The sequence below is a fragment of the Bradyrhizobium sp. McL0615 genome (assembly GCF_049993905.1).
Lineage (GTDB): Bacteria > Pseudomonadota > Alphaproteobacteria > Rhizobiales > Xanthobacteraceae > Bradyrhizobium.
In genome coordinates this window covers 2,839,240-2,852,731 of sequence record NZ_CP188254.1, presented here as the reverse complement: position 1 = coordinate 2,852,731, position 13,492 = coordinate 2,839,240, and the positions used below count along the sequence as shown (strand labels likewise).

The 13,492-nt window shown below is 61.9% G+C and carries 12 protein-coding genes; 5 read left to right on the top strand and 7 right to left on the bottom strand.

From position 1 onward, the window contains the following. Nucleotides 1-45 precede the first annotated feature (45 nt). The 4 genes from ACPPVP_RS13600 to ACPPVP_RS13585 form a co-directional block, all read right to left on the bottom strand. Nucleotides 46-840 (bottom strand): ABC transporter ATP-binding protein, encoded by a 795-nt coding sequence (locus ACPPVP_RS13600; RefSeq protein WP_247518914.1) that lies wholly within the window; start codon nt 838-840, stop codon nt 46-48. An 11-nt stretch (nt 841-851) separates the two neighbouring features. After that, a complete protein-coding gene (ntrB, locus tag ACPPVP_RS13595; protein ID WP_426534972.1) occupies nt 852-1,760 on the bottom strand; it encodes a nitrate ABC transporter permease in 909 nt (302 codons plus the stop codon). Between the two features lie 64 nt (nt 1,761-1,824). Next, nucleotides 1,825-3,144, bottom strand: a complete 1,320-nt coding sequence (locus tag ACPPVP_RS13590) for a CmpA/NrtA family ABC transporter substrate-binding protein (RefSeq protein WP_426534970.1) — start codon at nt 3,142-3,144, stop codon at nt 1,825-1,827. Nucleotides 3,145-3,483: 339 nt separating this feature from the next. Continuing rightward, on the bottom strand, nt 3,484-4,398 hold the full coding sequence (locus tag ACPPVP_RS13585) for an intradiol ring-cleavage dioxygenase (RefSeq protein ID WP_426534968.1): 915 nt from the start codon (nt 4,396-4,398) through the stop codon (nt 3,484-3,486). A gap of 135 nt (nt 4,399-4,533) precedes the next feature. Between ACPPVP_RS13585 and ACPPVP_RS13580 the strand changes: the two genes are divergently transcribed. From ACPPVP_RS13580 to ACPPVP_RS13560, 5 genes are all read left to right on the top strand, one after another. After that, nucleotides 4,534-5,796: a serine hydrolase domain-containing protein gene (locus ACPPVP_RS13580; RefSeq protein ID WP_426534966.1), complete on the top strand. Its 1,263-nt coding sequence runs from the start codon at nt 4,534-4,536 to the stop codon at nt 5,794-5,796. Nucleotides 5,797-5,958: 162 nt separating this feature from the next. Beyond that, nucleotides 5,959-7,467 (top strand): sensor histidine kinase, encoded by a 1,509-nt coding sequence (locus ACPPVP_RS13575; protein ID WP_426534964.1) that lies wholly within the window; start codon nt 5,959-5,961, stop codon nt 7,465-7,467. Nucleotides 7,468-8,141: 674 nt separating this feature from the next. After that, nucleotides 8,142-8,537 (top strand): helix-turn-helix transcriptional regulator, encoded by a 396-nt coding sequence (locus ACPPVP_RS13570; protein WP_334388833.1) that lies wholly within the window; start codon nt 8,142-8,144, stop codon nt 8,535-8,537. A gap of 369 nt (nt 8,538-8,906) precedes the next feature. After that, nucleotides 8,907-9,632: a glutathione S-transferase family protein gene (locus tag ACPPVP_RS13565; protein ID WP_426534961.1), complete on the top strand. Its 726-nt coding sequence runs from the start codon at nt 8,907-8,909 to the stop codon at nt 9,630-9,632. 18 nt (nt 9,633-9,650) lie between these two features. Continuing rightward, on the top strand, nt 9,651-10,472 hold the full coding sequence (locus ACPPVP_RS13560; protein WP_426534959.1) for an enoyl-CoA hydratase: 822 nt from the start codon (nt 9,651-9,653) through the stop codon (nt 10,470-10,472). 208 nt (nt 10,473-10,680) lie between these two features. Here the strand turns inward: ACPPVP_RS13560 and ACPPVP_RS13555 are convergent, their stop codons facing one another. From ACPPVP_RS13555 to ACPPVP_RS13545, 3 genes are all read right to left on the bottom strand, one after another. Continuing rightward, nucleotides 10,681-11,121 (bottom strand): hypothetical protein, encoded by a 441-nt coding sequence (locus ACPPVP_RS13555; RefSeq protein WP_426534957.1) that lies wholly within the window; start codon nt 11,119-11,121, stop codon nt 10,681-10,683. A 34-nt stretch (nt 11,122-11,155) separates the two neighbouring features. Continuing rightward, complete coding sequence (locus ACPPVP_RS13550) at nt 11,156-12,238, bottom strand: isocitrate/isopropylmalate dehydrogenase family protein (RefSeq protein ID WP_426534955.1); 1,083 nt, start codon at nt 12,236-12,238, stop codon at nt 11,156-11,158. Nucleotides 12,239-12,366: 128 nt separating this feature from the next. Then, nucleotides 12,367-13,437 carry an alcohol dehydrogenase gene (locus ACPPVP_RS13545; RefSeq protein WP_426534953.1) on the bottom strand — a complete coding sequence of 357 codons (1,071 nt, stop codon included), beginning with the start codon at nt 13,435-13,437 and terminating at the stop codon, nt 12,367-12,369. Nucleotides 13,438-13,492: the final 55 nt, after the last annotated feature.

Genomic DNA, 13,492 nt, shown 5'->3' with positions numbered 1-13,492 from the left:
CTCCTGCCTCTTCCAGGCCCCGCCCCACACAGGACCAAGCAAAACTCAGGCCGCTTCGACGAAGCGATGCCGCTCGTAGAGGAATTCGAGCACGCGCTGCCGGCACTTGAGGTAGCCGGGGTTGGTCGCGAGTTCGAGCCGCTTGCGCGGACGCGCCAGCGGCACTTCCAGCACTTCGCCGATCCGTGCGCTCGGGCCGTTGGTCATCATCACGATGCGGTCCGACAGCAGCACGGCCTCGTCGACGTCGTGGGTGATCATCAAAATGGTGTTGCCGAGCTTCTGGTGCAGCGCCATCACCGAGTCCTGCAGATGTGCGCGGGTCAGCGCGTCGAGCGCGCCAAAGGGCTCGTCGAGCAGTAAAACCTTCGGCTCCATCGCCAGCGCGCGCGCGATGCCGACGCGCTGCTTCATGCCGCCGGAAACTTCCGAGGGCCGCTTGTCCTTGGCGTGCGCCATCTGCACCAGATTGAGATTGTGCATCACCCAGGCGTCGCGCTCGGCACGGGTCTTGGTCGAGGCGAACACCTTGTCGACGCCGAGCCGGACGTTCTCGTAGACCGTCAGCCATGGCAGCAGGCTGTGGTTCTGGAACACCACCGCGCGGTCCGGCCCCGGCGAATTGACCTCGCGGTTCTCCAGCAGCACGCAGCCCTGGGTGGTGTCGGTGAGGCCGGCGACGATGTTGAGCAGCGTGGACTTGCCGCAACCGGAATGGCCGATGATCGAGACGTATTCGCCCTTCCCGATCGTCAGGTTGATGTCCTTCAGCACCTCGGTGGTAGCGTTGCCGCGGGTGAAGGTCTTGTCGATGTGGTCGAGCTTCAGATAGGCCTGCATGACATGTTCCTTCAGTTCAGCGCGGTGCCGCGGGTCACGAACTTCGCCATTCCCGCGATCAGGCGGTCGAGCACGAAGCCGATGATGCCGACATAGAACAGGGCCAGGATGATCTCGCTGATGTGCGAGGAGTTCCAGGCGTCCCAGATGAAGAAGCCGATGCCGACGCCGCCGATCAGCATTTCTGCTGCGACGATCGCCAGCCACGACAGGCCGATGCCGATGCGAAGACCGGTGAAGATGTAGGGCGCCGCCGCCGGGATCATGATCTTGGAGAAGAACTCCAGCGGATTGAGCTGCACCACCGCTGCGACGTTGCGATAGTCCTGCGGGATGTTGCGGATGCCGACCGCGGTGTTGATGATGATCGGCCAGACGGAGGTGATGAAGATGACGAAGATCGCCGAGGGCTGGCCGTCACGGAACGCGGCGAGCGACAGCGGCAGCCATGCCAGCGGCGGAATGGTGCGCAGTACCTGGAACAGCGGATCGAGCCCGCGCATCGCCCACACCGACTGCCCGACCAGCGTGCCGAGCGCGATACCGACGATGGCGGCGATCGAATAACCCAGCGCGACGCGCTGCAAGCTCGCGGACAGGTGCCAGAACAGGCCCTTGTCGATACCGCCGCGATCGAAGAACGGATCGAAGATCAGTTCTTTGGTTTCCTTGAACACGCGCGACGGCGGCGGCAGGGTCGAGCCGGTGCGGCGGCAGACCAGCTCCCAGAACAGCATCAGCAGCGCAATCACGATCAGCGGCGGCACGACGCGCACCGCGGCCTCCTTCGCCATCTTGGCGTATTTCTCGGTACGCGGCGCCTGCTTCGGCGTCATCGTGACCACTGGCGCCGCCGCAATCGGCGAGCTGGTCGGCATCGCCACCGTGGTGGCTTCGGCTTTGATCGCAGGCATCGACATTGAAATTTCATCTCCGCGTTTCAATGAGCGGGCCGCCCGCATCCAGCGCGCGGCCCGGGCTTGATCAGACATCCACACGCTTGATCGACAGGGACTTCAGATACGCAGCCGGGTTTTCCGGATCGAACACCTTGCCGTCGAAGAAGGTCTCCTTGCCGCGCGAGGTCGAAGCCGGAATCTCTGCAGCGGGGACGCCCAGCGTCTTGGCCGCGTCCTTCCAGAGATCCTCGCGGTTGACCTTGGCGATCAGCGCCTTGGTGTCGAAGCCCGCTTCATACTTGCCCCAGCGGATATCCTCGGTGAGGAACCAGAGATCGTGGCTTTGGAACGGGTAAGAGGCGTGATCGCGCCAATACTTCATGATGTGCGGCGAGTTCTCGACGACCTTGCCTGGAATGCCGTAGTCGAACTTGCCCGCTGAACGGTCATAGACGTCGTCGACCGGGCAATTCATCCACTGCCGCTTGCCCATGATGGTGGCGAGCTCTTTCTTGTTCTCCGCCTTGTCGGCCCATTGCTGCGCTTCCATGACAGCCATCAGAATGGCCTTGGCGGCCTTCGGATATTTGTCGACCCAAGCCGCGCGCATGCCGAGCGACTTCTCCGGATGCTTGTTCCAGATTTCGCCGGTGTTCACCGCGGTGTAGCCGATGCCTTGGTTGATGAGTTGCAGGTTCCACGGCTCGCCAACGCAGAACGCGTCCATGGTGCCGACCTTCATGTTGGCCACCATCTGCGGCGGCGGCACCACGATGGTCTCGACGTCCTTGTCGGGGTCGATGCCACCGGCGGCGAGCCAGTAACGAATCCACAGATCATGTGTGCCGCCCGGGAAGGTCATCGCGACCTTGGCCGACTTGCCGGCGGCCTTCTTCTGCTCGAACACCGCCTTCAGCGGCGAGGAATCGGTCCCGATCTTGAGGTCGGCATATTCCTTGGCGATCGAGATGCACTGGGCGTCGAGATTGAGCCGCGCCAGCAGATACATCGGCGTCGGAACGTTGTTCTGCGTCACCTTGCCGGCCGAAATCAGATACGGCATCGGCGTCAGGATATGCGCACCATCGATGCCGTTGCCTTCCGAGCCGAGCACGAGGTTGTCGCGGGTGGTGCCCCACGACGCCTGCTTGGCAACTTCGACGTCGGGCATGCCGTGCTTGGCGAAGAATCCCTTGTCCTTGGCGACGAACAGCGGACCGGCGTCGCTCAACGCGATGAACCCAAGCGTCGCCTTGGTGACTTCCGGACCAGCAGCTTGCGCAAAGGCGCCGGCGGGCAAATTCAGCCTGGCGGCGGCGAGCAAGGCCGCCGTACCACCGGCCGCCTTCAGGAGCTGGCGGCGGCTGAGACCACGGCGTGAGGTCGGATTGGTGGGTTTCGTCATGGGCATCATTGTCCTTTTGCGTCAGTGCTTAACCGGGGCCGTCCGATTGCGGTCGTCGCGCTGGGCGCAGAAGGGCGCGTTCCAGGGAGGCCCCGGAATGGCGGCGACACAATTCGGATGAGTGGTCTCGAGGGACGGCTTCAATGGCGTCGGCACAAGCTATTCAAGCTTCGTGCCAAGCCTTTTGCATCGCAAAAAACTTATTTATATCAATAGATTATATAGCAGATGCGGCGGAACACCGCGCCGTATCCGGGGTCATTATTCGCATTCTAAATTTGCGATTCGCCCAATTCTTGTGCGGCGCACAAGAATTGGGCAGAGCAAGGAATCGGAGCGCTAGGCGTCCTCTTTGGACTTCACCCCCATCGGCTTCGGCGCATTGCCGTCGCCGGGTTTCATCCGGAATTCGTAGGTCATGAGGTGCCATGGCCCATCCGCCGGTTTGCCGTCCGGCGTGGTCGGATCGCTGCGCTTTTCGATTCTCGCGACCAGCTCGTCCTTGACCCCGAACACCACGTCGGAATCGAGATATTTGTCGCCGTCCATGAAGACGTGCGTGATCAGCGGCTGGTGACCGGGCGCGGCGACCAGGAAATGCACATGGGCCGGCCGCATCGCGTGGCGGCGGGTCTGCACGATCATCTCGCCGACCGGTCCGTCGGTCGGGATCGGATAGCTGCACGGCAGGATGGTGCGGAAGAAGAATTTTCCGTCGGCGTCGGTGATGAAGCGCGCCCGGGATGACGGCCCTTCCGTCGCATAGGCCGGCTTCTGGGAATCATAGAAGCCGTCATCATCGGCGTGCCAGACGTCGACCGGCACATTCGCCAGCGGCTTGCCCTTAAGGTCGGTGACGCGGCTCTGCACGAACATCCGCTCGCCCGGCAGGCTGGCCGAGATATCGGCGCCATGCGGCGTCACCTTGTGCTCGCCGACATAGAACGGGCCGAGCACCGTGGTCTCGGTCGCGCCCTCGCGCTCCCTGTGGTTGACGGCATCGACCAGCATCGACACGCCGAGCACGTCGGAGAGCAGGATGAACTCCTGCCGGATCGGGGTGCACTTCTGGCCGGTCCGGGTCAGGAAGTCGATCGCGTACTCCCATTCCTCGAATGTGAGATCGGTCTTGCGGACATAGTCGTGCAGCGATTTCACCAATTCCTGCAGCAGGAATTTGGCGCGCGGATTCGGCGTATCGTCGAAACTGCGGATCACGGCGGCGGTCAGTTCGGTTTCGCTGAATTGGCGCATTTTTGCTGTCCTGCGGAATAAAAAAGGCTGGCGTCACCCTATACCAGCGTCCCGCGCTGGGTAAGCGCGGCCGGTTGGAACGGCGCACACTTTTCGGCTATCAAGGCCACATCGCCCGCCGGAGATCAGTGCCCAATGCTAGCCCCTGCCCCCGCCTCGCCCGAATCCGCCGGAATGTCGAAAGCGGCGCTCGATCGCCTCGAAAATCACCTGAAACAGCGTTATGTCGATGCCGGCCGCTTCCCCGGGACACAGCTTCTGATCTATCGCCGCGGCAAGGTGGTGCATTCGACCGCACAGGGCTTTGCCGACCTCGAGCGCAAGGCGCCGGTCACGGACGACACGATCTTCCGCATCTATTCGATGACCAAGCCGATCACGACCGTTGCCTTCATGATGCTGGTCGAGGAAGGCCGCGTTGCGCTCGACGAGCCCGTGCACAAATACATTCCGGCCTGGAAGAACCTCGGCGTGTTCGTGGCCGGCACGCATCCCGCCTTCCTGACCCGCCCGCCGACGCGGCCGATGCTGATCGTCGACCTGCTGCGCCACACCTCGGGCCTTACCTATGGCTTCCAGCAGCGCAGCAATGTCGATGCCGCCTATCGCGAGACCCAGATCGGCGAAGTGATCAAGGCCGGCACGCTGCAAACCATGATCGACGATCTGGCAAAGATTCCGCTGGAATTTTCGCCGGGCGAGGCCTGGAACTACTCCGTCGCCACCGACGTGGTCGGCTATCTCATCGGCCTGATCAGCGGCAAGCCGTTCGAGCAGTTTCTCAAAGAGCGCATCTTCGATCCGCTGGGGATGAACGACACCGATTTCTTCGTGCCGAAGGAGAAGGCGCATCGCTTCGCGGCCTGCTATTCGGCCGGCGTGCAGATCGGCATGACTGCCGGCGAGGCCAAATTGACGCTGCAGGACGACCCGGCCACGAGTTCGTTTCTGTCGCCGCCCTCGTTCATCTCCGGCGGCGGTGGCCTGTGCTCGACCGCGGCCGATTATCTCACCTTCTGCCGTGCGCTGCTCAATGGCGGCGAACTCGACGGCGTTCGCCTGCTCGGCCCGAAGACGTTGAAGCTGATGGCGTCGAACCATTTGCCCGGCGGCGTCGACCTGCCGGCGATGTCGCGCTCGCTGTTCTCCGAAGCAGCCTACAATGGCATTGGCTTCGGTCTGGGCTTTGCCGTCACCATGAACCCGGCGCAGACGCTGATCGCCGGCAGTCCCGGCGAGTTCAACTGGGGCGGCGCGGCGACCACCTCGTTCTTCATTGATCCGGCGGAAGAACTGATCATGATCTTCATGACGCAGGTGCTGCCGTCGAGCGCTTATCCGTTGCGGCGCGAACTTCGCACCATGGTGTATGCCGCCATCACCGACAGCAATCTTTGAAGGAAATAATCCGGGTTCCGCGGTGCACACGGCCCGCCGCGGAGCCCGGGGCGGCCGTCAAAAAGCCAAATCAATTCCTCTCAATATCCCCTTAATCTCCTTGGCGAAATTCGGCGGCTTCTCCTATGCTTCCGGCTGTTGGGGGCCGACCCGGGGCTTGCGTTGCCGAAACCTTCACTGCCAGTGCGTCTTGCCCTTCTGGTTGCGGGAACCACGCTGCCGCTGATTCTTTTCGCGGCCGGCATTGTTTTCAACCATTACAGGCAGGACCGCCAGAACGCCACGCAACGCGTGTTTGAAACGGTTTACAGCATTCGTCTCGTGCTTGATGCGGAGATGCAGCGGATCACCGGCGCGCTGCAGGTATTGTCGCTGACAAACACCCTGCACCACCGGGATTTCGAGGAATTCCGCCGCATCTGCCAGGGTTTTCTCGACCAGTACGGCGAAGGCGGCGTCGTGCTGGTGGCTGACCGCAAAGGACGTCAGGTGTTCTCCTCACTCACGCCTGACACGGCAAACCTGCCGTTCCGCAACAACCTCCCCATGGTCGAGAAAGTCTTCGCGGAGAAGAAGCCGGTCTATTCCAACCTGTTCTTTGGGACGGTCAAGAAGCGGCTGATCGTGACGGTCGAAGTGCCGGTGATGCAGGGCGACGAGGTGCTTTACGACATCTCGTTCAGCCCGCCGATCGAAATATTCCAGGCCATGATCGAGCAGCAGCGGCCGAACCGGGATTGGACGATCTCTATCTTCGACAGCGAAGGCACCAATTTCGCGCGCGTGCCGAATCCTCAGGAGACCGTCGGCCAGCGCGCATCGCCCTCGCTCCACGCCGAGATGTTCAGGACTCCGGAATCCACCGTGTCGACCGTATCGCTCGAGGGCGTGCCGCTGATCACGAGCTTCGCCCGCTCTTCGCTCACCGGCTGGACGGTAGCCGCAGGCGTCGCCGAAAGCTCGCTGGTCGCGCCGCTCTGGCGCAACCTCGCGATCACAAGCGTGATGGGCGCCGTGCTCCTGATGGTCGGTCTCGCCTTTGCGGTGCGGATGGCGACCCAGATCGCGCGCGGCGAGATGCTGCACAATCTTTTGATCGAGGAGCTCAACCACCGCGTCAAGAATACGCTCGCGGTCCTGCAGTCGATCGCCACGCAGACATTCCGGAGCGCAAGCCGGGCCGAGCGCGCGAAGTTCGAGGGCAGGCTCGGCGCGCTGGCGGAGGCGCACAATCTGCTGAGCCAGGAGAAGTGGCAGGGCGCGGAGCTGCGGGAGGTGATTGCGCGGGTGCTGCAGCCCTATCTGCTCAGCAATGCGGAGCGGGTGCGGATGTTCGGACCGCAGGTTCCGCTGTCGCCGCGGCTCGCCGTGGTGCTGTCGATGATCGTGCACGAGATCGCCACCAATGCCGCCAAATACGGCGCGCTCTCGAACGACACCGGCACCGTGGCGGTGGACTGGGAGATCCTCGAGGAAAGCGACGGGCGCAAGCTGCGGCTGATCTGGACCGAGGCCGGCGGCCCACCGGTCACGGCGCCGGTGCAGCGCGGCTTCGGCTCGCGGCTGATCGAGCGCAGCGCGCGCGACCAGCTCGGTGGCGAAGCGACCGTCGATTTCCTGCCCCGCGGCGTCATCTACACGGTGAGCTGTGCGCTCGACAGGGAAGAATAGGCCGATACGGGGACCGCTATTTCAGCATCTCCGAAACGATCAGTTGCCGAGGCAACATTCCAGCGGATGCCGGCGGTGATGTTCACTGCGCAGGCCACCGACACGCTGCAAATGTTGCGCGATGTCGGATCCGGGGCTGCCCCCCGTCAACGCCGCGGATGACGTGCGGAGCCGTGGGTTACCGCAATTTCCCGTCACGCTTGATCCGAAAATCAGACTGAATTTTGCTGCATTTTGTCACGTGTCACTTCCTGCAGGCATTTCACGCAATGTATGTCGAATTTCGAGCCGGCACGCGCTGTGAGCGAGGCATTTTCGGCCGGCAACTCCCGTAAAAATCCGGTGCTTCACCGCGCCGCAGTAAGCATGCCGGCCAAAATCTGTGACCTTTGAACTCGCGGTGGTTGTGGTTTGTCGAATATTTTGTCAAATGTAGAGCGCGGGGTTTTTTCCAATTGCGCCCCGGGTGCCGACAGCTTTAAGTGGTTGGCGGCGCCGGTATCAGGATGCTTCCCATGCGCGCATGCGTTTGGCTACCATCCCGTAATATCTCAGGATTCCTGTGGTTCTCTTTACAACCTCACGGTTCGGACTGACTTTAAACACGGCAAATGCGGATGAACCTCTGACCTACTTTTGCCAGGGTTTCCCGATTGAAGGACGGTAAAACCAGAATGAACAGATCAGCAGCGAAGAAGATGAAGCAGCGCAGCGCGGGCAAACCCGATATCGAATTGGGCAAGCGAATTCGCCTGCGGCGTGTGGAACAGAAAATCTCTCAAGCGGAGCTCGGCGACAAGCTTGGCGTCAGCTTCCAGCAGGTCCAGAAGTACGAGAAGGGCGTCAACCGTGTCGGCGCTGCTCGCCTTCAGCAAATCGCTACCGCGCTCGACGTGCCGGTGACGTTCTTCTACGACGGCGACGGCAAGGCGCGCGAAGTCGAGAGCCTGCTCTTCCTGGATAGCGCGTTCAGCCTGAGGCTGTTGCGTGCCTACAGCAAGATCAAGGACCAGACCGTACAGCGTCAGCTGGTGTCCTTGATGGAATCGATCGCGGCCAACGAGGCCTAGGCAATATCGCGCCTGGATCGCAGCACCGCGGACCCGTTTTAATCGACGCGAGAAATCGCCGGGTAGCCTGTTGCTGCGCTAGGCCTGAGCGCCATCGTCGGTGAAAGCTTCCGGTCGTTTCGTGCGAGCGCGAGCCTTTAAAGAGATTTTCTGAAGAAATTTTCCGCTTATTCGAACCTGGCGCCTGATTTTTGATTGGTGCCCGGCGCTCGATCCCGGTCTCGATGTAGGCCGCAAAGCCATCCGGTATCGACTAGTCCGGCGAAACTGCCATCAGCCTGTCCCCGAACGCGACCTTGCCCGGGGCCGATGAAACATGGCACCACACTCTCGATAAAAAGACCGGTCCATCGGCTTCGGGAGGCGACAATGATCATCCTTCACCACGGCTGGCGTTCGAGCGCTTCGCGCCGTGTCCGGCTATGCCTGGCGGAGAAAGGCCTCGCCTATGAAGGCCACGTGGTCGACATGGCGGCCATGGAGCATCATTCGTCGGAATATCTCAGGATCAATCCACTCGGCGTGATCCCGACACTGATCCATGACGGCCGGCCGCTGCACGAAAGCGGCACGATCTGCGAATATCTCGACGAGACGTTTCCCGCTTCCCCGCTCCGGCCGGATACGCCTTACGAACGCGCCGAGATGCGCAACTGGATCCGGCACATCGATGGGCTGATCGGCAATCTCATCATCTTCAACTGGCGGCATCATCTGGCGAAGACCGCGGCGCAATGGTCGGACCAGGAACTCGCCGAAAAACTCAAGAACATCCCGAGCAAGGAGCGGCAGGAAGCCTGGCTCCGGGCCGCGCGCAAACCCTACACCGAGGAGGAGCGCGACGCGGCGCGGGCCAAACTGGTCGTGCTGCTGGACAAGATGGAGGAAGCGATGAAGCCGTCCGGATGGCTGGTCGGCAAGGCCTACTCGATCGCCGACATCGCCGCAGCCCCCTTCGTGAAGCGCATCGACGAGGAAATTGCGCCGGATGAGATGACCGAAAAGAAACATCCACGCGTCGCGGCGTGGTGGACTAGACTGCAGGCGCGGCCGGCCTACGCCCAGGCAAATTTCGGCCCCTTCGTTGATTCCTGAAATGGACTGGAAGCCCCGATGCTAGATACCCCGAACAACGCCGAAACATCCCATGCCGACGGCAAGATCCTGCAAAGCGTCCGCGATGGCATAGGCGTCATCACCTTCAACAATCCCGACAAGCGCAATGCGATGTCGCTCGAGATGTGGGAGGGCCTCGGCCGCGCGCTGGTCGATCTGCGCGACAATCCCGACGTGCGCGTCGTGATCCTGACCGGCGCCGGCGACAAGGCTTTTGTTTCGGGCGCAGATATCAGCCAGTTTGAAAAGACCCGCCACAATGCAGCGGCCTCGGAGGAATATTCGAAACGGAGCGAGGCGCAGCGTGCGCTGCTGGCAAGTTACCCGAAGCCGACCATTGCCTGCATCCGCGGCTTCTGTCTCGGCGGCGGCATGCAGGTGGCGATGCTGACGGATATTCGCATTGCCTCCGACAACAGCCAGTTCGGCATTCCCGCCGCAAAACTCGGCATTGCCTATGGCTATGACGGTCTCAAGCACCTGGTCTCGCTGGTCGGGCCATCCTGGGCGCGGCTCATCATGTACACGGGAATGCGGATCGAAGCTGCGGAAGCGCTGCGGATCGGATTGGTCGACCGCGTGCTGCCAGGGGCGGAATTATGGGACGCCACCATGGAGATCGCGCGCACCATCTCCGGCAACGCACCACTGGCGATCAAGGCCGCCAAGATCACGATTGCCGAAGTGCTGAAGGACGAAAGCAAGCGCGACATGGATGCGATCAAGAAGATCGGCATGGCCTGCATGGACTCGGAAGATTTTCGCGAAGGACGAACGGCGTTCATGGAAAAGCGCAAGCCGCAGTTCAAGGGGAAGTAATCTTTGGCGGCTCACTCTCCGCGGTCATCATCCGCCCCAGTGCGCAATTGCGCACTGGGGCGGATGATCTAGTATTCCGGAGACGCCAATGATTGAACATAGGAGCCGCGGCGTACTGGATGCCCCTTCGCGGGGTATGACGACGGTGGCTTACTGACACACAAGGCGACGATCAACAACTCGCTCCGCTGGCTCGCCATGCTACTTTCTAGTGTCGCCCGCTTTGGACGCCACGTTCGATTTCGCTCACATACTTGCGTGCGAGCTGTCTGATCTTCTGGCTTGCCCACTTTGAGTCTCTCACCTCGATGAAGAGGCTTTTCAAGGGCGCCCTCTCCATCAGAGTTAGAAACGGTACCCAGGTCATTGCGCATTCGGTCCAATGACCTGACATCGCATTCAAGGCTGATCCAATTAGCTTCGCAAACGGAAAAGAAGCGTCTACTTTCGCGTCGGCAGCAACGCGCTCGAGATCAGCCTTCACCTCCGGGAAAGGCCGCTCAAATAACAGCCAGACCCGAAAAAAATCGTTGGTTTCCTCAAGCGAGAATCTGTTATCTCCCGCTCTGACACTCCATATCCCGGCGTCAGAAACACCGATACTTACGCCCGTGTCAATTTCCAGTACGGTTGGGGTGAATCGATTCATTACATGCCTTCACGATTGAGTCGCTCAACCCATCCTATAGCGCCGCCAGCACCGCCTTCGTCACGTCAGCCGTGCCGTTGCTGCCACCGAACTCCATCGGCTTGATGCCTCCTGCATAGGCCTTGTCCACCGCGCGCTCGATGCGCTCGCCGGCCTCGGCGGCGCTTTCGAGCCCGTGCTTGTCGGCCAGCCAGTCCAGCATCATCGCGGCTGAGAGGATCATCGCGGTGGGATTGGCCTTGCCCTGCCCCATGATGTCAGGCGCGGTGCCGTGGCAGGGCTGGAACACGGCGTAGCGGTCGCCGATATCGGCTGACGGCGCCATGCCGAGGCCGCCGATCAGGCCGGCAGCGAGGTCGGAGAGAATGTCGCCGAACATGTTCTCCGTCACCATGACGTCAAAATCCCAGGGACGCTTCACCATCATCAGCGAGCAGGCGTCGACATAGACCCGGTCCGTCTTGACGCCGGGATGGCGTTTCGCAGCTTCATCAAACATTCCGCGAAAAAACGCGAACGCCCTGAACACGTTGGCCTTGTCGATGCAGGTCAGGCCGCCATTGGTCTTGCCGCGCGCCTTGCGGCGTTCGGCAAGGCGGAACGAAAACTCGAACAGGCGCTCCGAGGTCTTGCGGGTGATCACGAGCGTCTCGCGCGCCTCGTTATCGGTCACCACACCCTTGCCCATTGAGGCGAACAGGCCCTCGGTGGATTCCCGGATCAGCACGAGGTCGATACCGCGCTGGTCGGCGCCGACGATCGGGCTCGGCACACCCGGAACGAGCCGCGCCGGGCGCACGCCGGCATAGAGGTCGAAATGGAAGCGCAGTTCGATCTGCGGCGCGATCTCGGTATTGTCAGGGTAGCGCACCGACGGCAGGCCGCAGGCGCCGAGCAGGATGGCATCCGTCTCCTCGCACAACCGGATCGTCGAATCCGGCATCGATTTGCCGGTCGCGAGATAATTGTTGGCGCCGGCCGGGGCATCGGTGAAGCGAAACTTCAGGTCGGTCGTCGCTTCGATCTTGCGCAGCACTTCGATCGCCGGCGCCATCACTTCAGGGCCAATGCCATCGCCGCCGAGCACGGCGATGTGGAGGGCGTTGTTTGCGGACATGGGGTTCCTTGACAGGTCAGAAGGTAGTTGCCGTCATTGCGAGCGCAGCGAAGCAATCCATAGCGCCGCAGAACGGATAGATGGATTGCTTCGCTGCGCTCGCAATGACGAAGGCGACGGCCGGAGGCCTACGGCGTCAGCACGGCGCGGCCGACCAGTTTGCCTTTTTGCAAATCGGTCAACGCTTCGTTGGCCTTCGCGAGCGGCATCGTCGTCACCGGAATCGGCGCGATCATCTTGTTGCGAACCAGTTCGAGCAATTCCGCGGTTTCGCGCAAATTGCCGACGTAGCTGCCCTGGATCGAGATCGCCTTCATCGGGATCAGCGGCAGCGCCCAGGTCGCGCCGCCGCCGAACAGGCCGACGATGACGAGCTTGCCGCCCTTGGTCAGGCAGTCGAAGCCGAGCTGCGTGGTCTGCGCATTGCCGACGAGATCGATCACGGCGCGAATGGGGCCGCCAGCCGCCTTTGCCAGTTGCTCGAGCGCATCCGGCGCCTTGCCGTCGACGGTGGCGAGTGCACCGGCCGCTTCCGCGGCTTCGCGCTTGCGGGCATCGATATCGACCACGATGGCGCCCTTGCCGCCCATCGCTTTCAACAGTGACAGCGCCATCAAGCCGAGCCCGCCGGCGCCGAAGATGACGATCGGCGAATTGAAGGCGGATTCGACCTTCTTCAGCGCGCTGTAGGTGGTGACGCCGGAACAGGCATAGGGCGCCGCGGTAACGGGATCGAGCCCTTTCAGATTCAACAGGTATTTTGGGTTCGGCACCGTCATGTGATCGGCATAGCCGCCGTCGCAATAGACGCCGAGCGCGTTCGGCTTGACGACGCACATGTTCTCGTCGCCGCCCACACACGTTGCGCATTTGCCGCAGCCGAGCCAGGGGTAAACCAGTGCGACATCGCCCACCTTGAGACCGCCCTTGTCGGCGGCCGTCACGTCGGGCCCGAACGCCGCCACCTCGCCGACCGTCTCGTGGCCCATCGTGCGCGGCAGCGACACGCCGCGGTCCTTCAGCGACAGCGGCTTGCGGCCATGGCCGAGATCATACCCGCCTTCCCAGATGTGAATGTCGCTGTGGCAGACGCCGGCCGCCTTCACCTTGATCAGCACCTGCGTGCCTGTCGGCTGCGGCGTCTCCTGATCCACCTCTTTCAGCGGTGCGTTGAACTCGGCGACCTGAAAACTCTTCATCGCTTCTCTCCCGTCATTCTTGTTCTTGGGCGTAGACTTTCTGAGGACGGACATT

Coding starts and splice junctions, on each gene's coding strand:
- ACPPVP_RS13600 (WP_247518914.1), bottom strand. CDS start 840: ATGCAGGCCTATCTGAAGCTCGACCACATCGACAAGACCTTCACCCGC.
- ntrB (WP_426534972.1), bottom strand. CDS start 1,760: ATGTCGATGCCTGCGATCAAAGCCGAAGCCACCACGGTGGCGATGCCG.
- ACPPVP_RS13590 (WP_426534970.1), bottom strand. CDS start 3,144: ATGACGAAACCCACCAATCCGACCTCACGCCGTGGTCTCAGCCGCCGC.
- ACPPVP_RS13585 (WP_426534968.1), bottom strand. CDS start 4,398: ATGCGCCAATTCAGCGAAACCGAACTGACCGCCGCCGTGATCCGCAGT.
- ACPPVP_RS13580 (WP_426534966.1), top strand. CDS start 4,534: ATGCTAGCCCCTGCCCCCGCCTCGCCCGAATCCGCCGGAATGTCGAAA.
- ACPPVP_RS13570 (WP_334388833.1), top strand. CDS start 8,142: ATGAACAGATCAGCAGCGAAGAAGATGAAGCAGCGCAGCGCGGGCAAA.
- ACPPVP_RS13565 (WP_426534961.1), top strand. CDS start 8,907: ATGATCATCCTTCACCACGGCTGGCGTTCGAGCGCTTCGCGCCGTGTC.
- ACPPVP_RS13560 (WP_426534959.1), top strand. CDS start 9,651: ATGCTAGATACCCCGAACAACGCCGAAACATCCCATGCCGACGGCAAG.
- ACPPVP_RS13555 (WP_426534957.1), bottom strand. CDS start 11,121: ATGAATCGATTCACCCCAACCGTACTGGAAATTGACACGGGCGTAAGT.
- ACPPVP_RS13550 (WP_426534955.1), bottom strand. CDS start 12,238: ATGTCCGCAAACAACGCCCTCCACATCGCCGTGCTCGGCGGCGATGGC.
- ACPPVP_RS13545 (WP_426534953.1), bottom strand. CDS start 13,437: ATGAAGAGTTTTCAGGTCGCCGAGTTCAACGCACCGCTGAAAGAGGTG.